22 protein-coding genes and 1 other annotated feature are annotated in these 25659 nt (G+C 42.9%); of the genes, 18 read left to right on the forward strand and 4 right to left on the reverse strand.

Features of this window, described 5'->3' with window-relative positions; genetic code table 11:
- Positions 1–11: 11 nt before the first annotated feature.
- The 7 genes from FR7_RS02540 to FR7_RS24540 all read left to right on the forward strand — a co-directional run bounded on the left by FR7_RS02540 (position 12) and on the right by FR7_RS24540 (position 6772).
- Complete coding sequence (locus FR7_RS02540; protein ID WP_007938511.1) at positions 12–1247, forward strand: NRAMP family divalent metal transporter; 1236 nt, start codon at positions 12–14, stop codon at positions 1245–1247.
- Positions 1248–1276: 29 nt separating this feature from the next.
- Positions 1277–2068 (forward strand): putative hydro-lyase, encoded by a 792-nt coding sequence (locus FR7_RS02545; RefSeq protein WP_007938512.1) that lies wholly within the window; start codon positions 1277–1279, stop codon positions 2066–2068.
- 69 nt (positions 2069–2137) lie between these two features.
- Positions 2138–2872 carry a 5-oxoprolinase subunit PxpB gene (gene pxpB / locus FR7_RS02550; RefSeq protein ID WP_171904332.1) on the forward strand — a complete coding sequence of 245 codons (735 nt, stop codon included), beginning with the start codon at positions 2138–2140 and terminating at the stop codon, positions 2870–2872.
- Entirely contained in the window at positions 2869–3873 is a 1005-nt protein-coding gene (locus FR7_RS02555; protein ID WP_007938517.1) for a 5-oxoprolinase subunit C family protein, read from the forward strand. Before pxpB ends, FR7_RS02555 begins: the two co-directional genes overlap by 4 nt.
- Before the next feature lie 124 nt (positions 3874–3997).
- Positions 3998–4471 carry an acetyl-CoA carboxylase biotin carboxyl carrier protein gene (gene accB / locus FR7_RS02560; protein WP_007938519.1) on the forward strand — a complete coding sequence of 158 codons (474 nt, stop codon included), beginning with the start codon at positions 3998–4000 and terminating at the stop codon, positions 4469–4471.
- Between the two features lie 48 nt (positions 4472–4519).
- Entirely contained in the window at positions 4520–5881 is a 1362-nt protein-coding gene (accC, locus tag FR7_RS02565) for an acetyl-CoA carboxylase biotin carboxylase subunit (protein WP_007938521.1), read from the forward strand.
- A gap of 42 nt (positions 5882–5923) precedes the next feature.
- On the forward strand, positions 5924–6772 hold the full coding sequence (locus FR7_RS24540; protein ID WP_007938523.1) for a methyl-accepting chemotaxis protein: 849 nt from the start codon (positions 5924–5926) through the stop codon (positions 6770–6772).
- Between the two features lie 294 nt (positions 6773–7066).
- Here the strand turns inward: FR7_RS24540 and ilvD are convergent, their stop codons facing one another.
- Entirely contained in the window at positions 7067–8719 is a 1653-nt protein-coding gene (gene ilvD / locus FR7_RS02575) for a dihydroxy-acid dehydratase (RefSeq protein WP_007938525.1), read from the reverse strand.
- A 51-nt stretch (positions 8720–8770) separates the two neighbouring features.
- Positions 8771–9029: a binding site (T-box leader), on the reverse strand.
- 287 nt (positions 9030–9316) lie between these two features.
- Between ilvD and FR7_RS02580 the strand changes: the two genes are divergently transcribed.
- From FR7_RS02580 to FR7_RS02600, 5 genes are all read left to right on the forward strand, one after another.
- Positions 9317–10603, forward strand: a complete 1287-nt coding sequence (locus FR7_RS02580) for a methyl-accepting chemotaxis protein (RefSeq protein ID WP_007938529.1) — start codon at positions 9317–9319, stop codon at positions 10601–10603.
- A 247-nt stretch (positions 10604–10850) separates the two neighbouring features.
- Positions 10851–11807: a DUF1858 domain-containing protein gene (locus FR7_RS02585; protein ID WP_007938539.1), complete on the forward strand. Its 957-nt coding sequence runs from the start codon at positions 10851–10853 to the stop codon at positions 11805–11807.
- 10 nt (positions 11808–11817) lie between these two features.
- Positions 11818–12489: a hypothetical protein gene (locus tag FR7_RS02590; RefSeq protein WP_007938540.1), complete on the forward strand. Its 672-nt coding sequence runs from the start codon at positions 11818–11820 to the stop codon at positions 12487–12489.
- A 320-nt stretch (positions 12490–12809) separates the two neighbouring features.
- Entirely contained in the window at positions 12810–14414 is a 1605-nt protein-coding gene (locus FR7_RS02595; RefSeq protein ID WP_007945111.1) for a peptide chain release factor 3, read from the forward strand.
- A 138-nt stretch (positions 14415–14552) separates the two neighbouring features.
- Positions 14553–16091: a CYTH and CHAD domain-containing protein gene (locus FR7_RS02600; protein WP_237714936.1), complete on the forward strand. Its 1539-nt coding sequence runs from the start codon at positions 14553–14555 to the stop codon at positions 16089–16091.
- Positions 16092–16238: 147 nt separating this feature from the next.
- Here FR7_RS02600 and ppdK read toward each other — a convergent pair whose 3' ends face one another.
- The 3 genes from ppdK to ccpN are packed head-to-tail and all read right to left on the reverse strand — an operon-like array spanning position 16239 to position 20396.
- Positions 16239–18896 (reverse strand): pyruvate, phosphate dikinase, encoded by a 2658-nt coding sequence (gene ppdK, locus FR7_RS02605; RefSeq protein ID WP_007938546.1) that lies wholly within the window; start codon positions 18894–18896, stop codon positions 16239–16241.
- Positions 18893–19726, reverse strand: a complete 834-nt coding sequence (locus FR7_RS02610) for a pyruvate, water dikinase regulatory protein (protein WP_007938548.1) — start codon at positions 19724–19726, stop codon at positions 18893–18895. Before FR7_RS02610 ends, ppdK begins: the two co-directional genes overlap by 4 nt.
- A 37-nt stretch (positions 19727–19763) precedes the next feature.
- Positions 19764–20396, reverse strand: a complete 633-nt coding sequence (gene ccpN, locus FR7_RS02615) for a transcriptional regulator CcpN (protein ID WP_007951906.1) — start codon at positions 20394–20396, stop codon at positions 19764–19766.
- A gap of 284 nt (positions 20397–20680) precedes the next feature.
- Here ccpN and FR7_RS02620 point away from each other — a divergent pair, with 284 nt between their 5' ends.
- From FR7_RS02620 to FR7_RS02645, 6 genes are all read left to right on the forward strand, one after another.
- Positions 20681–21319, forward strand: coding sequence for an ABC transporter permease (locus tag FR7_RS02620; RefSeq protein WP_007951907.1), 639 nt, complete (start codon positions 20681–20683; stop codon positions 21317–21319).
- Between the two features lie 19 nt (positions 21320–21338).
- Entirely contained in the window at positions 21339–22259 is a 921-nt protein-coding gene (locus FR7_RS02625; RefSeq protein WP_007951908.1) for a glycine betaine ABC transporter substrate-binding protein, read from the forward strand.
- Positions 22260–22306: 47 nt separating this feature from the next.
- Complete coding sequence (locus FR7_RS02630; protein WP_007951909.1) at positions 22307–23284, forward strand: ABC transporter ATP-binding protein; 978 nt, start codon at positions 22307–22309, stop codon at positions 23282–23284.
- A gap of 18 nt (positions 23285–23302) precedes the next feature.
- Entirely contained in the window at positions 23303–23785 is a 483-nt protein-coding gene (locus FR7_RS02635; RefSeq protein ID WP_237769486.1) for an ABC transporter permease, read from the forward strand.
- 260 nt (positions 23786–24045) lie between these two features.
- Complete coding sequence (locus tag FR7_RS02640; protein ID WP_007951912.1) at positions 24046–25098, forward strand: M48 family metallopeptidase; 1053 nt, start codon at positions 24046–24048, stop codon at positions 25096–25098.
- A gap of 280 nt (positions 25099–25378) precedes the next feature.
- Positions 25379–25642, forward strand: coding sequence for a DUF554 family protein (locus tag FR7_RS02645; RefSeq protein WP_237769487.1), 264 nt, complete (start codon positions 25379–25381; stop codon positions 25640–25642).
- Positions 25643–25659: the final 17 nt, after the last annotated feature.

Below are 25659 nucleotides of genomic sequence, written 5' to 3' on the forward strand. Positions count from 1 at the left end.
GAGGAATAGAGATGGAAACAAATAACAAAGTAACAAATACAGAGAAGCAATCACCTGTGAGGGCACAATCCAATTTAAGCTTATTATTAGGCGCCGCGTTCTTGATGGCAACTTCTGCAATTGGTCCTGGTTTCTTAACGCAGACCACAGTATTTACTCAAAAATTGGCTGCAAGCTTTGGTTTCGTGATTCTGATGTCTATCATCTTAGATATTGGCGCACAAATGAATGTATGGCGGATCATTGCCGTTTCAGAAAAACGCGGGCAAGATATTGCAAATATGGTTTTCCCAGGTCTTGGTTATCTGGTAGCATTTTTGATTGTATTGGGAGGTCTTGCTTTCAATATTGGTAATATTGGAGGCGCAGGTCTTGGTATGAATGTCATATTTGGCGTTACACCCGTGACTGGTGCGATCATTAGCGCCGCTGTTGCGATCACTATTTTCCTAATCAAAGAAGCAGGTAAGGCGATGGATCGAGTTACTCAGATTGCTGGGTTTGTCATGATTGGTCTTACAGTATATATTGCTATTTCTTCGGCACCGCCTGTAGGGGAAGCGATCATGAAAAGTTTTGTTCCCGACCAGATCGATATGTTTGCAATTATTACACTTGTTGGTGGTACTGTTGGTGGATATATTACATTTGCCGGCGGGCATCGACTCTTGGATGCAGGAATTCGTGGTGTTAAAGCGCTGCCGCAAGTAACACAAAGTTCTGTTTCAGGTATTTTAATTACTTCCATTATGCGTGTGGTGTTATTTTTAGCGGCTCTTGGTGTTGTATCCCAGGGTTTGACAATTGATCCGACAAACCCACCTGCATCTGTATTTAAGCTGGCAGCCGGGAATGTCGGTTATAAAGTATTTGGTGTAGTTATGTGGGCGGCTGCTATTACCTCTGTAATTGGTGCTGCTTATACCTCAGTATCTTTTATTAAAACTTTCAGCACCAGCATTGCAAGACATGAAAAAGCTGTCATTATTGGTTTTATCTTAGTATCAACCTTAGTATTTTCCTTAGTTGGACAACCTGTTAAAATCTTGGTTCTTGTTGGATCGCTAAATGGTCTTATTCTTCCCATCACATTAGCGACGATTTTGGTTGCTGCCTACAGGAAAAACATTGTTGGCGATTACAAGCATCCTCTATGGATGACTATCTTTGGTGGTTTAGTAGTTGTAATGATGGCCTATATGAGTGGATACACTCTGATCAATACGTTGCCTAAAATGTTTCAATAATCTAGAGAGTTAATGGGAGGGGCTAGAAAATGAAGGATACTGCAAATATGAGTCCGGCAGAAATTCGTGCCATGATTCGGAATAACGAGTGGATAAAGCCAACATCAGGGATGGCAAAGGGGTTTACCCAGGCAAACTTAGCTATCTTAAAAAAGGATCTTGCTTTTGAGTTCCTCTTATTTTGTCAGCGCAATCCTAAACCTTGTCCGATTCTTGATGTAACAGAACCGGGCTCTCCGATCCCAAGGCTGATCGCACCTGAGGCTGATATCAGAACTGATATTCCAAAATACCGGATCTATCGATCTGGTGAGTTAGCGGAAGAAGTAACGGATATCATGAAATATTGGGAAGACGATATGGTCGCCTTTCTGATTGGGTGCAGTTTTACCTTTGAGCATCCCTTAATGAATAATGGAATTCCTGTTCGTCATATTGAAGAAAATTGTAATGTGGCAATGTATAAGACCAATATCCCTTGCGTAAAAGCAGGCCGCTTCGAAGGACCTATGGTTGTGAGTATGCGTCCGATTCCTGAGAAGGATGTGGTTCGCGCGGTTCAAATTACGTCTCGTTTTCCCGCAGTTCATGGAGCACCTATTCAGATTGGCAATCCAGCAAGGATTGGTATTAAAGATATTAATAAACCTGATTTTGGTGATCGAGTCACGATTAGGGAAGGGGAGGTACCTGTTTTCTGGGCATGCGGTGCTACTCCCCAAGCCATAGCAATGGAAGTGAAACCGGAGCTGATGATTACTCATGCTCCTGGACACATGTTTATTGCCGATGTATTAGATGAGCAATATAGTGTTTTTTAAGATGCAGTGAAATAGAAAGGTTCTTTTTCAAAGATAGAGGTGATAAACTTGCATCCAATAACTAGTAATATGGAATGTAGTGCTACGATGCTTCCCTTAGGAGAATCAGCTGTTTTAGTGGAATTTGGCGGAGGAATACATCCCGACACACACCGAAAAGTAAAAGCATTTACAGAATACCTTGATTGTCATTGCCTGCCAGGGATGGTTGAATATGTATCCGCCTTCTCCAGTGTTACGGTATTTTATGACTCTCTTCTGGTGAAACAATTACATCAGAATCATGTAGAGCTAAAAGAAGAGCCCTCTTATAGGATCATTTCTGTCATCCTGCAGAAAATTGTTACAGAGCTTAGGATTGGCGAGGGTCAGGAATCGAGAATTGTTGAAATACCAGTCTGTTATGGTGGAGAGCTTGGACCTGATTTAGCATATGTAGCCGAATATAACAAACTTACTGTAGATGAGGTAATCGACATCCATAGTAAGGGTGATTATCTGGTATATATGATTGGCTTTGCTCCAGGATTTCCGTATTTAGGCGGTATGTCAGAAAAAATTTCTACTCCAAGGCGTCAGTCACCGCGCACGAAAATTTCGGCAGGATCTGTAGGCATTGCAGGTATGCAAACGGGTGTGTATCCTATCCCAACGCCAGGAGGATGGCAGTTAATTGGCCGTACCCCTTTAGCGCTTTTTCGTCCGAATGAAGATCCTCCCAGTCTCCTCCAAGCAGGAGATCGGATACGCTTTTATCCTATTTCCCAGAAAGAATATGAAGAATATAAGAGGGAACCGATATGAGTATAAAAGTTCTTCAGCCAGGTCTTTTGACAAGTATGCAGGACTTAGGGCGATATGGGTATCAAAAACATGGAGTTATTGTTAGCGGGGCAATGGATGCCTATTCCCTGCGCATCGCCAATATTTTAGTGGGCAACCAAGAGAGTGAAGGGACATTAGAAATGGCTTTGCTGGGGCCATCTCTTGAAATAGAAAAAGATAGTCTGCTAGCCATTACGGGCGGGAACTTATCTCCGACTATCAATGGTAAAGTCGTTCCAATGTGGAGGCCTGTTTATGTGAAAGCAGGCAGTATTCTGCAGTTTGGTGTTTGTAAGTCAGGCTGCCGCTCCTATTTAGCCATTGCAGGGGGCTGTGATCTCTTAGAAGTGATGGGCAGTAAAAGTACGTATTTGCGGGCTGGCATTGGAGGTTTCCAGGGAAGGGCACTGCAGCGAGGAGATGTGTTGGCAGTAAATTCACCCCAAGGAGCTATTCTAGAGCGGATGGAATATTTCAAAAGGATACATTCACTAGAATCCTTTGTTCCCTCATCCTGGTACGCAGGCAGACAGCCAATGCCTCATGTTTTGCGCCTCACTACGATTCGAATGACCCGAGGGCTCCAGTTTGAATATTTTACTGCAGAGAGTAAAAGTCAATTGCTGAATGCTTCTTTTCAAATCACTGCACAATCCGATAGAATGGGATATCGTTTGTCAGGGGTAAATTTACAGTTGAAATCACCTTTAGAAATGATTTCGGAGGCTGTAGCTCTAGGGACTGTTCAGGTACCGCCAGATGGAAATCCCATTATATTATTAGCCGATCGACAAACTGTAGGGGGATATCCTAAGATTGGGCAGGTAGCGATTGTCGATGTTCCTATTCTTGCTCAAGTTAGACCAGGAGCAGCAATTCAGTTCCAGGAGATTACTTTGGAAGAAGCAGAACGGCTTTATATTGCAAGAGAAAATTATATACAAGAATTAAAAACTGCAATCCAGTTGAAATTTTTATAGACTATATCTGGATGTAACTAGTACCTTGTCAGCTTAAAACGGTAGGAGAATAGACCGTCAGTATTCACTGATTTAGGGCTGATAAGGTACTAGGTTCACGGTATGAATACGAGGAGTGAAAGTCATGCTTACATTTGATGAAATAAGAGAAATTATAAAAATGATAGACCAGTCCTCTATACAGCATTTTGAATTGAACCAGGATGGGACCAAAATTATTGTTGGGAAGTATGCTGTATCATCGCAAAACAATACACCATTAGACTCTAAGGGTATTAAAGAGACTATTTCACAACAATCTACTGTAGTGATAAAAGAAGAATCTGCCAAAATGATGGAAGAGATTGAGGGCAGCCATTTGCACAAGATCCTGTCTACTACTGTAGGTACGTTTTATTCCGCTCCAGAACCAGGCGCAGATCCATTTGTGAAAATTGGTCAGCAAGTGGACTCGGGCACTGTGGTGTGTGTGCTAGAAGCTATGAAGCTGTTTAATGAAGTGGAAGCAGGTATCAATGGAGAAATTGTGGAGATTTTGTTTAAGGATGGGGAGTTTGTTGAATATGGGGCACCTCTATTTCTGGTGAAACCAGAGTAAAAGCTGGTGATAATGAGGGAATAGAATCACAACAAAGGGGCAGAAAAGATGTTTAAAAAAGTGATAATTGCCAATCGGGGAGAAATTGCGGTGAGAATCATCAGGTCTTGCCGCGAGATGGGCATTGCAACTGTTGCTGTGTATTCAACAGCAGATCAAAAAGCATACCATGTAAAACTGGCAGACGAAGCATATTGTATTGGCCCTGCCTCTTCCAAGGACAGTTATTTAAATATAAGCAGATTGCTGAGTATTGCTCAATTTACTAAGGCGGATGCCATTCATCCCGGCTATGGGTTTCTGGCAGAAAATCCAGAGTTTGCCCAAGCTTGTGCCGATTATCAGATTGCCTTCATCGGCCCTGAGGCCGATGCCATTCGTAAGATGGGAGCGAAAGCCGTTGCCAGAGAAACGATGAAACAGGCGGGCGTTCCTATTGTTCCAGGCACTGATGGTATTATTGAGGATGTAAATACGGCAGTTGAGGTAGCCAAAGGAATTGGTTATCCTGTTATTGTCAAGGCAACCGCCGGCGGCGGCGGAAAAGGTATGCGAGTGGCTCAGGATGAGGAAGAATTAATCAAAGGAATTCGCCAAGCCCAGAAGGAAGCGGCGATTACCTTCGGCAATGCAGGTGTGTATCTGGAAAAGTATCTGGAAGAGCCCCGGCATGTTGAGATTCAGCTTATGGCTGATAAATATGGAAATGTGGCATATCTTGGCGAGCGGGATTGTTCCATTCAGCGTCGGCATCAAAAGCTGGTAGAAGAAGCACCTTCCCCTGCTCTTGATCAGGCATTGCGAAAGCAGATGGGAGATGCTGCCGTACTGGCAGCGAAAGCTGTGAAGTATCATGGAGCAGGTACGGTAGAATTTTTATTAGATAAACATGGACAGTTTTATTTTATGGAAATGAACACTCGCATTCAAGTTGAGCATGGGGTCACGGAGGCGATTACAGGAATTGATCTGATTCGAGAGCAGATTGCGGTTGCTGCAGGAGAGCCGTTGTCCTTTTGCCAGGAAGATGTAAAAATCAATGGCTGGGCGATTGAGTGTCGAATTAATGCGGAAAATCCAGCAAATCATTTTATGCCGTCACCGGGCAGGATTCAAGAGTATCTGCCTCCAGGTGGATTTGGTGTGCGAATTGATAGCGGGGTATACCCGGGATATGAAATTTCACCTTTTTATGATTCCATGGTAGCGAAGGTTATTGTTTGGGGAAAAGATCGCCAAGATGCTATTGATAGGATGAAACGCGTGCTAGGTGAATTTGTTATTGAAGGAATTCATACCACCATTCCATTTCATCAACAATTGCTGAATCATAACATGTTTGTTAAGGGTGATTTTAATACTGGCTTTCTGGAAAAGTACAAGAGTGATTTTGCGGTAGATGCAAAATAAGACGATTTTGCAATCTTAAAATCCATGGGTGAGGTGAAGAGAATGTCCAATCTTTCGGGACGGGAAATCGTAAGAATGTTTACAGAACTGGCGCCTTATATCAATGAAATATTCGTAGAGGATGTAGGCGTGTCAGTTATCCAGGACGGGACGTACACTGCGTATGTGCCAGGCAAAAGTTTTGATTTAGGGGTCAGGGCTGGAGAGCCTATGAAAGGGCAGGTTTGCGAACAATGTATCAATACGGGAAGTCGTGTGATTCGTATGATTTCCCGGGAACAGTCCGCTTTTGATATTCCCTATATTGCTTGCGCAATTCCGATAAAAGAAGGCAATCAGGCAATTGGTTGTCTGATTACAACCCAGGCTGTCATGAACCAGGAAAAGGTTCATACCATAGCCGGAACGCTGGCTAATTCTTCTGATGAATTCACGGCGAGTATGGATGCACTGGCAGCAGGTGCCAAGGAGTTGTCGGATATTTGCAGTGACCTGGGTTCATTAAGTAAAGAGTTGGCTGAAACGATTCATAAGACGGATGAGATTGTGGATTTTATTAAGAACGTATCCAATCAGACAAATCTGCTGGGACTTAACGCCGCAATTGAAGCAGCCCGTGTAGGAGAAGCTGGCAGAGGATTTAGCGTAGTCGCTGAAGAAATTCGCAAATTGGCTTCTGTAAGTGCTCAGTCCGTACAGAATATTAATTCGTCCTTAAAGAAAACGCAGGATTCAATCGAGATCATGAACCGAAAAGTAGTGAATATTGATCATACGGTTCAAAGCCAGGCAAGCTCCATTCAGGAGATGGCTAAAGCCAGTCAGGAATTGGCATCTATGGCCGGGGAACTATCCAGTGTTTCTGAAAGTATGATACAAGGTATGAAATAAAAGAAGCCCAAAAGATCGTTGTCAGCCGGACGCTGTCAGGATCTTTTGGGCTTCTTTTTAGTATAGATATAAATCTCATAAACGGAAGAACATGGAAATTTATGAACCACAAAGGCACAATTCGTTCAGTCTTTCAAAGGTTTAATTTTAACAGTGTTTTAACTTTTAACAGGTAAATCACTTTCTGTTTTTTCCTTTTTAAAGTCCATTTAATGACATGGTAAGTCCCATACATAATGAGTCCCAGTAAATAGGAGATATAGGTTCCAAGAGGTTTGAAGGGGGCTGGCCTCCTTATTCTAATACGGCACCTTTATTGGCGGATGTGACAAGACGGGCGTAGCGAGAGAGATAACCTGTTTTGATTTTTGGTTCAGGCTGTATCCAATTTTGACGACGTTTTGCCATTTCTTCATCGCTAATATTAACAACCAGGGAGCGCTGAGGAATATTGATGGAAATCACATCGCCATTTTCTACTAAGGCGATGGGGCCTCCCTCCATAGCTTCTGGCGACACATGACCAATGCAGGCTCCTTGCGTAGCACCGCTGAAACGTCCATCAGTAAGCAGAGCAACCTTTAACCCCATGCCAGTAATAATAGCTGTTGGATTTAGCATTTCTTTCATACCGGGACCGCCTTTGGGTCCTTCGTAGCGGATAATCACCACTTCGCCGTCTTTTACTTGTTTTGCTAACAGAGCTTCAATGACTTCTTCTTCTGAATTAAAAACATGGGCAGGGCCTTCAAAGACCAGCATGTCTTCCTTTACGGCACTTTCTTTTACAATGGCATTGTCGGGAGCCAGATTGCCGGCAAGAACAGCGATACCGCCAGTTTTCCGATAGGGATTGTCAATCGTGTGGATGACATCTGCGCGTGTAATTTCAGCTTGCTCTAGGCGTTCCGATAATATTCCCGTTACTGTCAACGCATCCGTATGCATGACACCAGCTTTGGCAAGTTCTTTCATAACAGCATTGATACCGCCTGCTTCGTTTAAGTCCTGCATGTGGTGGGTGCCGCTAGGACTTAACTTGGTAATGTAAGGAGTTTTGGCACTGATTTCTTCAAAGAGGGAAAGGGGCAAAGCAATTTGGGCTTCATGAGCAATGGCTGTTAGGTGCAAAACCGTGTTAGAAGAACCACCGATTCCCATATCTACGGCAATGGCGTTTTCAAAGGCTTTACTTGTCATGATATCCCGAGGGCGAATGTTATTCTTGATTAAGTTCATAATGACAGCGCCAGCTCTCTTGGCAAGGGTTTTCCGTGCTCCTGTATAAGCAGCAGGAATGGTGCCGTTGCCGGGAAGACCCATGCCCAGAACTTCTGTCAAACAGTTCATGGTATTGGCAGTAAAGAGACCAGCACAGGAGCCGCAGCCAGGGCAAGCGGATTGTTCCATGGTGTCAAGTTCTTCAGCACTGATTTTCCCTGCTTCAAATTTTCCTGCTGCTTCAAACATCGTACTAACACTAATATCTTTTCCTTGGTAGCGTCCTGCCAGCATAGGACCACCGCTTACTACGACACAGGGAATATTGATTCTCGCAGCTGCCATGAGCATAGCAGGCACGATTTTATCACAGTTGGGGATTAGGATCAAACCGTCAAAGGCATGGCCGCCAGCCACAGCTTCAATGGAATCGGCAATGAGTTCACGGCTGGGTAGGGGGTATTTCATACCTTTATGTCCCATAGCAATTCCGTCGCAGATACCAATAGCCGGGAATTCCATAGGTGTTCCGCCAGCAGCAGCAACGCCAAGCTTAGCCGCCTGTACAATGTCTTTTAAGTGTCCATGCCCAGGGATAATCTCGTTGAAGGAATTGACAATACCAATGAGGGGTTTATTCAAGTCGTCCTTGTCATACCCCATGGCATAAAATAAGGAACGGTGGGCTGCTCTGGTTGAACCTTTTTTTACAATGTTACTATGCATAATGATTGCCTCCTTTAATTGTAGATAAAAAAAATAAACCTGCGCCTCCTAAAAAGGGGCAAGAGGTTTCTCTCGCGGTACCACCCTTGTTGTATTCAAAAGTATGAATACATCTCTCATCAGGTCTATTGCTAAACCCTAGCAAGTTAACGGCTGCGTTCCATTACGAACTGATTCCGGCGCGGCCTACTCAATGCTTTCAGCCTTGCAGTTCAGGAGTGACTCAAGAATATACATATGTTACCGGCTCCCACCTTACCCGGCTCTCTGAAACATAGGGGCATTTCTCTTTCTCCATCATCACTTTTAAAGTGTAAAGTTGTAAACTTATTGTTAGACTTATTATAATAGAATTTTTAAATATGTCAACAGTAAAAATACAAAATTACATATTGAGAATACCTCCCATAACAATGTATAAAAAAAAGACGCATTGTGTTACTTGTAGTTTTTGGTTGTTTATTAGATAGAATTTGTTATTCCTGACTTATTTCGACAAAAAAATCACAAAAAGCTGTATATAATAAAGTGAATTATGTAAAAATTCACGCAGTTAACCATTGGTGGCACTGCGATAAAGGAAGAGGGAGTGGAAAAGTGGATAGGCGAGGTTTTTGGGGAATCAGAAATCGGTTAATTGCAGCTTTTATAGGGGTTATACTAGTTCCTTTAGTACTAATGAGTTTTTTTCTTGGGACGACGACACGATTGCAGAATCAAGAAGACGTCAGCAGCGTGATGATTGCAATTGCATTGCTGTCCATCGTGCTGGCACTTTCTGTGGCGTTTTTTGTGTCCAGGCATTTCCTACGGCCTCTTATTGCCGCCATTACTCATCTTGGTGAATTTGGAGCTGGTAACTTTAAGACGAATGTAGTACAGCCGTTCAGCACCCGTACGGATGAGCTAGGGGAATTGTCTAATGCAATCATGAAGATGCAAAAGGATATGATCATCTTACTGAGCCAAGTACAGCAGATCGGTCAAGGTGTTGAAATCAATTCGGATAAAATGAAAGCCGCAGCAGAAAAAAACAGTCATTCCATTAAAGAGGTGGGTTTGTCTGTCGGGCAGATTGCGAGTGTATCTGTGAATCAATCCCAGGAGATGGAGTCCGGTGTGGGGCGTATGCATGAGCTTGCAGATCACGTTAAAGCTGTGCAGGCTTATACTGATGAGATGGGGCAAAGCTATGGGGAGATGTGCAGTTTAAATGACAAAGTGGCTGGGATTATATGTTCCTTAACAGAAAAGATGACAGAAGGCAGGCAGGCTTCTCAGGATGTGGACAGTGTAGTACGGAAGGTAAATGAAATGATTGGACAAATTGGTTCAATCACTACGGTGATCGAGCAAATTGCTGCTCAAACCAATTTGCTGGCGTTAAATGCTTCTATTGAAGCTGCGCGGGCAGGAGAACAGGGACGGGGATTTGCTGTAGTGGCGGAAGAGGTTAGGAAGCTGGCAGAGCAATCCGGCAGTGCAGTTAACGATATTAAGGTATTGATTCAGGATGTTCAGCAGCAGTCTAAGATCGCTGTGTCTTCCATCGAAAAGGCACAGCAGGTTGTCAGCGATCAGGAGGAAACCGTGAATGCGACATGGACTATTTTTGAAGAAATTGCTGTAGCTGTTGAGTCTCTTACAGATAAAATGTCTGAAATGCAGAGCCGATTTACGGTTATGAGTGGAAAAAGCGATGAAATTGTAACTGTATTCAGCAATATATCAGCAGGATCAGAGGAAACCTCTGCTATTACCGAGGAGGTCCACACGGTCACAGAAAAGCAGATCATGGATATGGATGAGACCATCGTTTGTGTCACTGAGCTGCGTAACATGGTAGGACAATTGCAGGAGAAAATATCGAAATTTGCTTTATAGTGATACCAGAGCTTAGGGTAAAAAAACGATGAATCACGAAGGCACAAAGAAGTGCGAAGAACACGAAGGGATTTGCGATTTATTCCTTCGTGTTCTTCGCATCTTCGCGTTTCAAAATGTTTTATTTTTAGAGTTGCAGCATTTTTTGAGAAGAAAAGTGTTAATATTTTTGAAAAACTTGATATAGATCACAGATAAGATGGTAATTATGGGGTATGATAAAGATAATATTTGAGGAGGTGGCACAATGTTACCTAAAGGTGCTAATTTACAAAAAATTCATAATGGCAATCGTACGTATGCAATTACACCCCATTTGCCTGGAGGTTTTATAAAACCGGATGTTTTGAGAAAGTATGCTGATATAGCGGAAAAATATCATGGAGTATTGAAGCTGACATCTGCCCAGCGGGTGATGATTACCGGGCTTAAAGCTGAGGATATTGATAAAATATGGGAAGAGCTTGGCATGCAGCCCGCTATGGGTTTTGCCAATTGTGTGCGCAGTATTAAAATATGCCCTGGTAATATCTTCTGTAAAAGAGGTAAGCAGGACAGTATTAAACTGGGTATGGAACTTGACAAGCTGTATCATAAAAAAGAAATGCCGTCTCGCATGAAATTTGGCGTAGCAGGCTGTGCGAATTCTTGTTCAGAGGTGCATGTAAAAGATATTGGCGTCATGGGTAGCGATATTGGCTGGGATATTTATGTGGGCGGTACGGCTGGTGCCCATCCCCGTTTGTCAGATCTCTTGATAGAAGGTCTGGAGTATGATGAAGTAATACGCATCGTAGACGTTATTGTTACGTATTATCAAAAGAATGCGGATATAGAGCGCATGGGGCAATTTATCGATCGCGTCGGGTTTAAAAAGTTTAGGGCGGATGTGTTAGCTGCTTTTTATCAAGGAGTCAGCCAGACGACAGAACCTCTAGTACCTCAATCTGCAGAGGGAAAAGTGCTTGTTCCGGTAGCGGGTGGTCTCACAGAAGGTACATTGGTATTTGGCGATAAAATTACAGAAGAAAGCGTAATTAGTGATATTATCAGGGTTTATCCTCAAACCGTTCCTGTATTCCGCTCCTTTGGGATGGGATGCCTAGGATGCCCGTCGGCAACAGGAGAAGCGTTAGAAAAGGCAGCAGGAATACATGGGCTTGATGTAAAAGAAATTTTAGCAGGATTAAATAAAGTAATTTAGGAGGCTCATTATGAGTGCATTTTTAGGTCATATTCATTACTGGTTATATCATAAAATCGGGCGGGTAGTAGAACGGGAGCAGCTGATCTTTCAGAAGGCTGAGGAAATGTGTGGAGCTACGGCAGAGGAACTGCAGTCTCAGGTCTGGCAGATTTATGGTCAGCCTTTACCGGATACGGAGCTTGGTGAGTTAATTGATCATACGAATATTCATGGCTGGCTGCAGCGCCAGATTACGATAGCAGAGACGCGGGAAGCTGCTTTCATTAAAGAATTGGTGGATACTTGTGGCGGTGCTGCACAAGATATTGTATTATCCGCTTATGCTGAACATGGCAAGCTGTGCGGTGAACATGCCAAAGCCCAGGGGAAATATGATGGGCAAAGAGCAGCGGGGATTTATCAGGCAGTGAATGACTATGTACTAAATGGCATGCCTTGTGATCAGGGCGACGTAGTAACGGTAAATGAAGATAATAAAGTGATTTGGGAGGGTGAAATCTGCCTGCAGGAACGAAATTGGACGAAAGCTGGCGTAGATAAAGCCTTTATGAAAGAATGCTATCAGAAATGGGTTGCTGGTTTTGTGAAAGCTCTAAATCCTGCATTTGCTTATAGCCAAACTGCTGATACTTTAAAGGGGAGTCCGGTGAATCGACACCAGATTGCGAAAGAAGCATAGTACAACAAAAAAGAACGCTGAATCGCGAAGAACGCAAAGATGTGCGAAGAACACGAAGGGATTTTTAACCGCAGAGGGCACAGAGGGCACTGAGGGGGAGATAACGCTAGCTTAAAACCCCTCTCTGTGTTCTCTGTGCCTCTGCGGTTCGGTCTTTAATATGTTTTTTTCGCGTCTTCAATGGATTTTTTAAAAAAAGCATGAGAAATAGGAGTATAGGGTAGGATAATATTTGACATTTTAGATAGGTAAACATATAGTAATAGAAGAGTAATTTTGCATAGTGCAGGTATGAGTGTAGGGGGTTTTTTACGATACATATGGAAGAGTTAGAATTGACGATTAATAAACGACGAACATTTGCGATTATTTCCCATCCGGATGCTGGGAAAACGACATTAACGGAGAAATTATTATTGTACGGCGGTGCCATCCGTTTGGCAGGATCAGTAAAATCTCGTAAGGCAGCAAAACATGCTGTGTCTGACTGGATGGAAATTGAAAAGCAAAGAGGTATTTCTGTAACTTCTAGTGTGCTGCAGTTTGATTATGATGGATATCGGGTGAATATCTTGGATACACCTGGTCACCAAGATTTTAGTGAAGATACATACCGTACTCTTATGGCCGCAGATAGTGCTGTGATGCTAATTGACGTGGCAAAAGGGGTAGAGGATCAGACGAAGAAACTGTTTCATGTATGCCGCCAGCGGGGGATCCCTGTATTTACCTTTGTCAATAAGCTGGATCGCTATGGCAAGAATCCTTTTGAGCTAATGGAGGAAATTGAACAGGTATTAGGGATAAGGGCATATCCTATGAATTGGCCTGTAGGTATAGACGGCAGTTATGTTGGTGTTTATAATCGCCAACAGGCGCAAGTGGAATTGTTCGCCAAAGATGGCGCCCATGGGCAGTCTGTTTTGCCTTCCACGATGGGGAGTGTTAGTGACCCTGCTTTTCGTGAATTGTTAGGTGAGAGTGTTCATGCTGCGTTGTGTGAAGATATTGAACTTTTGGATATGGCTGGCGATGCTTTTGATTATGATCTCGTAGCTGCTGGCGAACTTACACCTATGTTTTTCGGTAGTGCCATGACCAATTTTGGTGTACGACCTTTTCTGGAAGAATTTTTGAAACTGGCACCTGCGCCTGTAGCACGTATGTCCAGTGAAGGAGAAATTAATCCTGCAAGTGAGGAGTTTTCTGCCTTTGTCTTCAAAATTCAGGCGAATATGAATCCTGCTCACCGTGATCGTCTCGCATTTATTCGCATCTGTTCCGGTAAGTTTACCAGAGGGATGTCTGTGTATCATGCTCAGTCAGGTAAAGCCATTAAGCTGGCTCAGCCTCAGCAGTTCCTGGCTCAGGAGCGTACCATTATTGATGAAGCGTATCCTGGTGATATTATTGGTTTATTTGATCCTGGAATTTTTGGAATTGGAGATACGTTGTGCCAGGAAGGGGCTAAATTTACGTTTCAGGATTTCCCGGTATTTCCACCGGAGCAGTTTGCCAAGGTCCAGCCCAAAGATACAATGAAGCGGAAACAATTCGTTAAAGGGATGACCCAATTGACCCAAGAGGGGGCTGTTCAGGTCTTCCGCCAGAGCGAGTTTGCATCCGAGGCCTTTATTATTGGTGTAGTTGGCTCGCTGCAATTTGAAGTGCTGGAGTATCGATTGAAAAATGAATATGGTGTAGAGCTGCTTATGGACCGTTTATCCTTTAGCGTTGCGCGCTGGTTAACCGGCGATGAGCAGGCTATTAAATCGATGAAGAGCATAGACAGCGGTATGATGATTCGTGATATCAAAGATCGCCCAGTGCTTCTGCTCAGTAATGAATGGGCAATTCGCTGGGTTAGTGAGCGAAATCCCGGTGTGGAATTCCTGGAAATTCCACCAAACTCTGCAACCTTTTAACAAAATGCCTCAAAGTCAGCTAAATGCTAGCTTTGAGGCGTTTTTCTTAAAGCAAGAATCTTTTCATGGAAGACATTGACAAGCTATGGGGCATGCTATACTCTGGGATAAAGAGAATATGACGATTTTGGTAGGATGGTGATCGAATTGCCTAATCATATGGAAACGGAATTGAAACTGGGTTGTGCCGATGAGAGTGTATGGGAAAAAATCATGACAGCAGAGGCGTTGGCAGCAGTGACTGTTCCTGGATCAGAGATTACCCAGCAATTAGAAGCTCGTTACTTTGATACGCCTAGTCATGCATTGCAAAAAGCACAGTTGGCTTATCGTCTGCGCCGTGAAGGTGAGAATTGGATTGCTACTGTCAAAAGCGGTGGTTCTTCTAAGGGAGGGCTGCATGCCAGGTTAGAATGGAACGTAGTTGTTTCCGATAATGAACCTGATGCAGGAGCCTTTGCTCATACTGAAATTGGTGAACGATTGCAGGAAGTAGTGGGTGATGAAATATTAGAGCCTATTTTAATTACTTTCTTTGAGCGGCGAATGGTAGAGGTTGTTATGCCTGACAGCAGTACGATTGAAGTAGCCGCTGATAAAGGTGCTATTATTGCGGGAGAGAAGACATCACCTATTTTAGAGATCGAATTAGAATTAAAAACAGGAGAGTCTAAAGCATTATTTATGCTGGGCGCTGCTTTATCCAGGGAGTTTCCGCTGCTGCCAGAACCTGATAGTAAGTTTTATCGGGGACTTTTACTGGCAGGTCTGGCGACTGTACAGCAAAAGAAGAATTCTGTACCTCAGGTGGATACAGCCAAGCCTGTTAGTGAGGCTGTAGCCGTACTGCTGGTAGAGCTGATTCATCATGTTCTAACGGCACAGCGGGCTTTTCTTGAAAATCCCCAGCTGCCGGAATTAGTTCATGAACTGCGTATTTGTCTGCGGCGTCTGCGATCGGTATTGGAGTTTGCCGAACCCTTGAATGTAATCAAACAGAACACTTGGTATCAGGATGAATTAAAAAAGTTTGGTCAAAGACTGGCCAGATTGAGGGATTTAGATGTAGCCTATGCCAGCTGGCGTCAATTACAGGATTATCAGTCTGAGGAAAGAAGCGCCAAAGTCTGGTTGGGAGATGTTCTTGCTGACAGCCGCAATCAGGAAATGGAGAAGATTGCAAGTGAATGCAGTTCCGGTTTGGCAACGCCCTTATTATTAGGTTTGTGGGGCGAGATTTTAGATAACGACTGGCAGCAATCGATCCTTTCTGATCATACAACAGAAAAGTTTGTTAGCAATGGTTTAGTCAATTGGATCAAGATGGTGAGAAAAGAAGCTGAATCTATAGTTTGGGCGGATGTCAACGATGTTCATAATTTACGATTGGGAATCAAGAAACTTAAGTATGTAGTAGAAGTAATGCAGCCGCTGTTAGGTGATAGAGCTTCTATTGCAGAACAGCTGGAAAAACTGCAGGATACTTTGGGGATGATAACAGATACCCGTAGTACAGAGATATTGCTAAAGGCATTATTGCGAAGTAAATCCAGCAGGGCGGTACATTTAGAGGCAGGCATGCTGATCGGCTGGCAAATATGTGAACAGCTGCAGCTGCAAAAGAAAGCAAATAAAATTTGGAAGAAATTCAATCGTGCAGCGAAAAAGTGGAAATAGGGCAAAAAAGATAATGAAACGCGAAGACGCGAAGATTATAAAGAACACGAAGAAGTAACAATATTACTCCTTCGTGTTCTTCGTATTTCTTCGCGCCTTCGCGTTTTCAAATTGTTTTTTCTTTTAACAAGTACGTAGCAGTATTACTTATTTTGTTCCATAATTTTCGCCTTTGCTTATGGCGGCTTGTGCTGCGGCTAAGCGGGCGATGGGGACTCTATAAGGAGAGCAGCTGACAAAATCAAGGCCAATCTGGTGGCAGAATTCGATGGAGCGAGCCTCGCCGCCATGTTCGCCGCAAATACCAATTAGAATATCCGGTCTGGTTTTGCGTCCGCTTTCTACTGCGATTTCCATTAGTTTTCCTACGCCTTTGCGATCGATGGTGATAAAGGGATTATCGGGTAATAGTTTCATATCTAAATAATCATTCAGGAATTTGCCTTCCGCATCATCACGGCTAAATCCTAAGCAGGTTTGTGTTAAATCATTGGTGCCAAAACTAAAGAACTCCGCTGCTTCTGCTAATTCACCAGCTAAGAGGGCTGCCCGCGGCAGTTCAATCATAGTACCGGATGTATAATGGAAGCTTACTTTATATTTTTCCATAGTAGCTTTAGCAATTGTATCAATTTTCTCTTTGAAGAAATTCATTTCTGCGCTGCCGATGGTTAATGGAATTTCAATTTCAGGTAAGACTTTATAACCTTCGGTGGTGAGGCGGGCAGCTGCATTGCAGATGGCTTGAATTTGCATTTCGTATATCTCAGGGAATGTAATGCCAAGGCGGCAGCCCCGATGTCCTAACATTGGATTGGATTCATGAAGTGCACGCACTTTTTTAAGCAAGGCTTCTTTTTGCGCAAGGAGTGCCATATTTTCCTGTGTAATTTGCAGGGTAGTCGTTTCAATCAGCAGCTCGTTCATACTGGGAAGGAACTCATGAAGAGGCGGGTCTAAGAGACGAATGCATACGGGATAGCCAGCCATGACTTTTAAAATACCATAAAAGTCTTCTTCCTGCATTGGCAGTAAATGAGTTAAGGCGGTTTGGCGTTCCTCAAAATTCTCTGCCAAAATCATTTCCTGTACATGAGGCAGGCGGTCCTGGCCCATAAACATGTGTTCCGTACGAGTTAATCCAATGCCCTTGGCACCAAAATCTAATGCTTTTTGTGCATCCGCAGGATTGTCGGCATTGGCTCTAACTTCTAGTTTCTTATATTCATCGGCCCATTGTAACAGGGTTAGGTATTCCGTAGAGAGTTCAGGATCTTTCATGGGGACAACGCCTGCGATGACCCGTCCTGTTGCGCCGTCAATGGAGATTAGATCTCCTTCTTTTATGATTGTTTCTCCAATTGTGAAGGTCTTAGTATGATAGTTGATTTTTACTGCTTCGCAGCCGCAGACGCAAGGTTTCCCCATACCGCGGGCTACTACTGCTGCATGGCTGGTCATGCCTCCCCGGCTGGTTAAGATGCCTTGTGCGGCAATAATGCCATGAATATCGTCAGGTGTGGTTTCCGTTCGCACCAACATCACTTTTTGCCCTTTTTTGCCCAGCTCTTCTGCATGATTGGCATCAAAGACGACAATGCCGGAGGCGGCACCGGGTGAGGCTGGTAACCCCGTAGCCATAATATCCAGTTTGGCGTTAGGGTCAATTTGGCGGTGAAGCAGCTGATCAAGCTGGCCCGGTTCGATCAATAACAGGGCTTCTTGTTTGGTGATCAAGCCTTCTGCTGCTAGATCATGAGCGATTTTAATACCGGCTTGGGCAGTGCGTTTGCCATTTCTGGTCTGCAGTATATATAAAGTGCCTTTTTCAATGGTAAATTCAATATCTTGCACATTTTTATAATGTTTTTCTAAGATTTTTGCCGTCTTAGCAAACTGAGCATAGACTTGAGGCATTTCTGCGGCTAATTTTGCAATGGGCTGGGGAGTGCGAATGCCTGCTACGACGTCTTCCCCTTGAGCATTTGTTAAGTATTCTCCATATAACAGATTTTCACCATTGGAAGGATTTCTGGTAAATGCCACACCCGTACCGCAGTCATCACCCATGTTTCCAAATACCATCGACTGAATATTAACAGCAGTACCCAGGTCATGATCAATCTTATTCAGATTGCGATAGATAAAGGCTCGTTCGTTATTCCAAGAGCGAAACACCGCTTCAATGGATAAGAATAATTGTTCCATTGGATCTTCAGGGAATGCTTCGCCTGTTTTTTCTAATATGAGTTCTTTATAACTGTCGATTACTGCCCGCAAAGTATCTGCAGACATTTCTTGGTCAAAGGTAACACCTTGCTTCTTTTTGTGCTGCGTCAAAAGCTGTTCAAATTCATATTTGTGAATTTCCAATACAACATCGCCAAACATTTGGATAAAGCGGCGATAGGAATCATAAGCAAATACCAAATTGTTTGTACTTTTCGCTACCGCTTGTACTGTTTTTTCGTTTAATCCAAGGTTTAAGATAGTATCCATCATACCTGGCATGGAAAATACGGCTCCAGAGCGAACGGAAACTAACAGGGGATTTGTTACATCCCCTAGTTTTTTACCAATGGTATTTTCCAGATGTGCCAAATTCTCGCGCACCTCTTCTATGATCTGGCTTGGAAGCTTTTTGCCATTTTCATAGTATTCTTTGCAGGCGGCTGTGGTAATGGTCATACCTGGTGGTACAGGCAGACCAATATTGGTCATTTCTGCCAGATTTGCTCCTTTTCCTCCTAAGAGTGAACGCATATCGGCGCTGCCTTGATCAAATAAATATACGAATTTTTTCATTGTTCAACGACTCCTTTACGGTAAAAATCTAAAACTCTCTCAGCAGTTTCTTCTGTTGCTTTATTTGTAATGTCAATGACAGGGCAACCGACTCTGCGCATAATATCCTGAGCATAATCGAGTTCTTCAATAATACGTTCTAAATTCGCATAGCTGCTGGAAGGCTGCAGCCCCATTGCTTTTAGCCGCTCTCTGCGTATTTCAAATAATAAAGACGGTTTGATAGTGAGCCCGACAATTTTATGAGCAGCCACCTGAAACAGTTCAGACGGCGGCGGAATTTCTTTTACCAAAGGTACATTGGCAGCTTTAATGCCTTTATGTGCCAGGTACATGCATAAAGGTGTCTTCGAAGCCCTGGATACACCTGTAATGACAATATCTGCTTGTAAGAGACCGCGGGGATCTTTTCCATCATCAAATTTTACGGCAAATTCAATTGCTTCAATTTTTGTGTAGTAAGCTTGATCTATTTTGCGAATGAGGCCCGGTTCGTTGCGAGGAGACAGGCGAGTGACTGCCTGCAGACCATCAATGACAGGTCCCATAATATCGACATGTGTTATTCCTAAGGCGTGAGCTTTGGTTTCTAAAACCTCTTTTAAGTCCGGACGGACTAAGGTATAGAAGATCGCTGCGTTTCTTTGGGCTGCTTTTTCTAATATGGCATCAATTTGTGCAGCGGATTTTAAATAAGGCTTGCGTTCAATCTCGATGCTGGCACCATTAAATTGACTAATCGCTGCTTTTACAACCAATTCTCCTGTTTCGCCAATGGAATCAGAGAGTATGTATACGACGGGAACTTGGCTGCTACGTAGAGTATCCAAAGAGGGCCTCCTTTGTCTTGGAATTTTGAATAAACGATTATTTTTCTGCCAATTGAACAAAAAGTCGTGTAATGTTGGTTTTGGTAAAACGACCAACTACCTGATATTTTGTGGTTTCACCTTCTTTTATGATTTTTACTACCGGCAGGGCATCTACTTGATGATACAAAAGCTTCTGAGCAGCTGACAGCACCGATTCCTCCGGCGTTGTTAAGATGATTTTTGGCATTCGTGTCATGATAATATTGACGGGCAGATCGTTATTATTTTTGCCTCCCATCGCTGCCTTTAACAGATCTTTTCGTGAAAGGGCCCCTTCTAGGAAATTGTCTTCGGATACTACGAAAATCGTTCCGACGTCTTCTGTGAATAAGGTAAGGATCGCATCATAGACGGTGCTGTTTTCTCTTACCACAATGGGCGCAGAAAGGGTATCGGCAATAAGAATGGCATCAAAGGACATGGTGTTTAGCTGCTGCAGGTCGCGGCCTGTAAAGTAATAGCCGACTTTCGGTTTTGCGCTGACGAGCTGTGACATCGTCAAAATAGCTAAATCAGAACGAAGAGCTGCCCGGCTGAGGTTTAGTTTTTCTGCAATTTTGTTGCCGGTAATTGGACCGAGGGTCTGTATTATTTCTAGAATATTAGTCTGTCGTATGGTAAGTTGCATAATAAAATCACCTTCTACAGTATATAGTGCGCACTATATATAGAATTTATATTATATAGTATACTACATTGATCAAATAATACCTGCTTATATAGGCACAAAGTATAAATTTTTTTACTCGGTGTTAGAAAGTATACGTTTTATAGGTGGAAAATATAGAAATTTGCTTGGTCTTTTTATTTTATTTTTTAATGGGATGGAAAATAAACGGTCTATAAAATAGTCTTGCTCCATAAAGAATGATAAATGCAAGAAATTCATACTGTATGAGAAAGGGAAATAGAATGATAAATGAGAGCATTGCATATCTATTACTCAATATTGATAAATATTATGAGGCTGTCATTGTGCACATTGAGATCAGCCTGGCTGCGATTGCTGTCAGTTTCATAATCGCCGTACCTTTAGGAATCTGGTGTTCCAAAAATGGCAGCGTATCTTATTCTGTGATCAATGCTTTTACCATTCTGCGCATTATACCCAGCTTGGCTGTACTTGTCATTGCCATGCCCATATTAGGTACGGGTTTTGTACCTGCTTTGTTCGCACTTACGTTACTGGCAGTTCCGCCAATATTGATTAATACGTATTCGGGTTTTAGAAACATTGACCCTTCTGTGCTGGAATGTGCAGCAGGCATGGGAATGAATGCTGGCAAGATTCTTTTTGCTATCGAAATTCCTTTAGCAATGCCCCTCATACTCACAGGATTGCGGACCTCTGCTACGGAGGTTATCGCCAGTGCCACATTAGCATCCTATATCGGTGCCGGCGGACTAGGCGATTTTATCTTTACCGGTATTGGAATGAATGATGTAAGGATCTTATTGATTGGAGGGATGTCAGTAGCATTGTTATCCGTTTTGACAGAGGTATCCTTAACAGCTGTACAGCATATGGTTACGAGGTATCAACGGGATTAACGCAATAGGAGTGTGGAAAATGATTAAAAAAATATCGGGACTCAGAATGTTTTTGTTGTTATCCATGGCAGCCGTATTACTGGTTGTAATGGGATGCAGCAGTAACTCTGCCAGCTCTGATCAAGCAAAAGGGAATAAGGTGACGATAAAAGCAGGTTCAAAGGATTTTACAGAATCCTTGATCCTAGGTGAGTTATACAGCTTAGCTCTGGAACATGCAGGCTATAAAGTCGAGCGCAAGTTAAACCTGGGCAGCGCGATTGTTCATAACTCGCTAATCAATGGTGATATTGATTTTTATCCTGAGTACACGGGGACAGGTTTGATAACGGTATTAAAAGAAGCTCCTAAATTTGATTCAAAAGAAGTCTATCAGGAAGTTTCTGCTAAATATAAAGAAAAATTCAAATTGATTTGGCTGGACCCTTCTGCCGCCAATGATTCCCAAGGTCTGGTGATGAGTAAAAGAGCAGCGGAACAATATCAGATCCGTACGATCTCTGACTTGCAGAAACATGCCAGTAAAATCCGGTTTGCTTCCCAAGGTCAATTTGACGAAAGAGCAGATGGACTGCCAGCCTTAGTCAAGGTATATGGTTCTTTTGATTTTAAAGATCGCAGGCTGTATGACAACGGTATTAAATATGATGTACTTCACAATGATAAGGCAGATCTGGCGGTAGCATATACCACAGAAGGAGAGCTGAGCAAGGATGAATTTGTTGTATTGGAAGATGACAAGCATGTATGGCCGCCTTATAACATTGCTCCTGTTATCAGGCAGGATGTAGTGGAGAAGCATCCTGAGATAAAGGATATCTTGAATAAAGTGACAGCAAAGCTGGATAACAAAACGGTGATTATGCTAAATGCTGAGGTGGATATTAAGAAACGGGAATACAATGAGGTCGCAAAGGAGTTTTTTAATACAATCAAATAGATTGGGCAGCGGTGCCGAGACTTGGGAGAAGAAAAGGAGGTAATAAAGTGGCTAGAACTGCAATTGAGTTTCGTAATGTAAGCAAGCAGTATGCCAATACGTCTCAATACGCTGTAGCAGGGGTCAATATGCGTATCAGCGAAGGAAGCTTTATTACTATTTTAGGAACTTCGGGATCTGGCAAGACGACTCTTCTAAAAATGGTGAACCGAATTTATGAGGCAACATCCGGGGAAATCTTGTATTTCGGAGAGTCCATTAAAAACTTAAAATTAGAAGAGTATCGACGTAAAATTGGGTATGTCATTCAGCAGGTTGGTTTATTTCCTCATATGACAGTTGAAGAAAATATTGGAACCATCCCTCAAATTTTAAGATGGGATACAGATGCAATTGCCAAGCGGGTGGATGCGCTTTTAGAGCTGGTATGCCTATCACCCCGGGAATTTAAAAAGCGGTATCCAAGACAATTATCGGGAGGGCAGCAGCAGCGAGTCGGCTTGGCCAGGGCTATGGCAGCTGATCCGGACATTATGTTAATGGATGAACCTTTTGGTGCGATTGATGCCATCACGCGGCAGAACTTACAGGAGGAGCTGATTCGCATTCAAAGGAAGCTGAACAAAACCATATTGTTTGTGACCCATGATGTTAGTGAAGCATTTAAGCTGGGTGATAAAGTGGTGATCATGCATGAGGGGGAAATTCAGCAATTTGATACACCTTATGGGATTATTTCAAAGCCGGCTAATGAATATGTTGCTCGCTTGATTGCAACCCAGGATATTGTGCAGCGATTAAAAGTACTAAAGGCACAATCGGTAATGCTGCCAGTTGATGCCCAGGTCAGTGATCGTGCTTTTCGTGTGGGTACAGAAGAATCCTTGCACAATATATTAACTTATTTTTTAGAACATGACCAAAATCATGTACTGGTAGAGGATGGTGGAAGAGGTGTGGTAGGAAAAATCACATGGGAGCAGCTTAAAGTGAGTACTAGGCAGGGGAAGATTTTATCTGCTTAATGAACAAGGTGGCTGAATATGATTACGTACCTATTAAAATATTATGATCAAATGCTGATACTGCTGTTGGAACATTTGTATTTGGTTTGTCTGAGTATGATAATCTCGCTCTTATTGGCAATACCGGCAGGATTGTTAATTGCAAGGTCAAAATGGCTGTCCACGGCTGCATTATCTTTCTTTGGTGTTGTTTATTCCATACCCAGTTTAGCCTTGTTTTCTTTTTTGCTTCCGGCATTCGGTTTGGGGAAGATGACTGCTATTACCGTGTTAGTCATCTACAATCAATACATTTTGGTCAGGAATACAGTAACGGGCTTTCAGTCGATCGATGCTTCTATTATCGAGGCCGGATATGGGATGGGGCTTAGTAACAGGTATATGTTCTTTAAAATACAGCTGCCTCTAGCCTTGCCGATTATTTTAGGAGGCATTCGCATTGCAACCGTTTCTACCATTGGTATTGCAACCATTGCAGCCGTGATTCATGCGGGGGATTAGGCGTCCTGCTATTTGATGGGTTACGGATGAATTATTTGCCCAAAATTCTCTGGGGGACGATTTTGTCCTCTCTTTTGGCATACCTGGCTAATCATCTTTTATTGTCATTTGAGACGAAAGCCATAGAAAAGGCCAGGGGCGAATGCAGGGGAGATACGGTATAGACGGCTGGGAAATTATTTCTGTGAGTTATTTTGTGCCAGATATGATAGAATATTCATGAGATGCTACATCATGATGTATTCGATTGGAGGGCTCAAATGGTACATAGAATGATACTTCGCGTAGGAGTGGTTTTTGCTGCAATTGTTTGCATTGTTACGCTGTATGGGGTACCGTGTGCTCAGGCCGCTATGATCAGTACGAAGAGTGAAATCAGTATTGGCCGTGATGTGGGCAAGCAGCTTGAGAAAAAATATGGCGTGGTGGATGATCCAGCACTGCAAGAACGGGTAACTAAAATAGGTATGAACATGGTAGCTGTTAGTGACCGAAAAGATTTACCCTATTCGTTTAAAGTTTTAAACTCCAAAGATGTCAATGCCATGGCAGCACCTGGCGGGTTTATTTACATATTTAAGGGTTTGGTGGATCTGATGCCATCTGATGATGAATTAGCTGGCGTTATCGGACATGAAATAGGACATGTGGTCAAACGGCATTCGGTAAAACAAATTGAAAAAAATCTACTGCTCAATATCGGTTTCATTGCAGTATTTGGTGATAAAGCTGCGATACTTCAGAATTTAGCCATGAATGCGATTATGGCCGGCTATAGCCGATCTGATGAGAGAGAAGCTGATTATCTGGGATATATTCATTCTTCTAAGGCGGGCTATAATCCCTATAGTATGAAAATGGGTTTGATGAAACTTGCCAGTTTGGAAAAAGGTTCGCAGAGTGATCTGTTTTCCGATCATCCTGAGAGTAAAGAGCGAATTGCTCTGGTGCAAAATTTTCTGGATAAGGACAAGATCCATCCAAAAGCTCAATTAGCGCCCGATGGTACATCGGGGCTGGTTGTAGATGGTGCTTGGCAATTGCCGACGATTCGTGCGGAGTATGGCGGCTATAAACCATTGTATCGAGCATATTTTGTAGCTGGTTCCTTATACCGTATCAGCCAGTTGGCAAACTATAATCCGGATAAATATATTTTGGATTATGACGGGGAAAATGTCATTTTATTTTATGATGACATTCAGATTCTCACCATTACTCCTGAGGACGCAATGTTCCATGGGATGAGTGTCATGGATCTGGCTGGTTCCCATGTTGATAAGTTAAAGGAATGGAATCCCAAAGCATTATAATTGTGAGTTACATTGAACTAGGCAGTCATAGATCTATGGCTGTCTAGCTTTTTTATAAGTATAGAGCGTAGCAAAGACGCAATGCCGCTGACCGCAGCAAACCCTTTGTGTACTTTGCGCCTTTGTGGTTCAAATCTTTTATTTTTAAAAACGTTTTTTCTTACCTGATGTGGAGATATTGGAACGTATTTTGTAAATTGAAATTTGGGCCAATAAAGCTCGAGGGCCGGTTGAAAAGTTGTTTTCCAGTAAAGCAGGGACAGAGAATCCAAAAGAATTTATGGATCAGTTTGTTGGTATTGTGATTCTGTTTTGTGCAAGCGGTACAGGGGTATTTCTGATTTTGTTTTTGGCGGCATCTTTCATTATGCCGTTAACCACACCTGCTATGCTGGCTGATGTTACTGCATGTGGCGGTATTCTTATGCTGGCTACCGGGTTTCGTATTTGTGGGATTCAATCTTTTCCGATTGGGAATATGCTGCCTGCTATGGTGATTGTTATGCCATTATCTTGGATTTGGATTACATATTGCAAATTTTAACCCAGTGAGTACTGGGC

Origin of the sequence: Pelosinus fermentans DSM 17108 (assembly GCF_000271485.2) — a bacterium.
GTDB lineage: Bacteria > Bacillota > Negativicutes > DSM-13327 > DSM-13327 > Pelosinus > Pelosinus fermentans.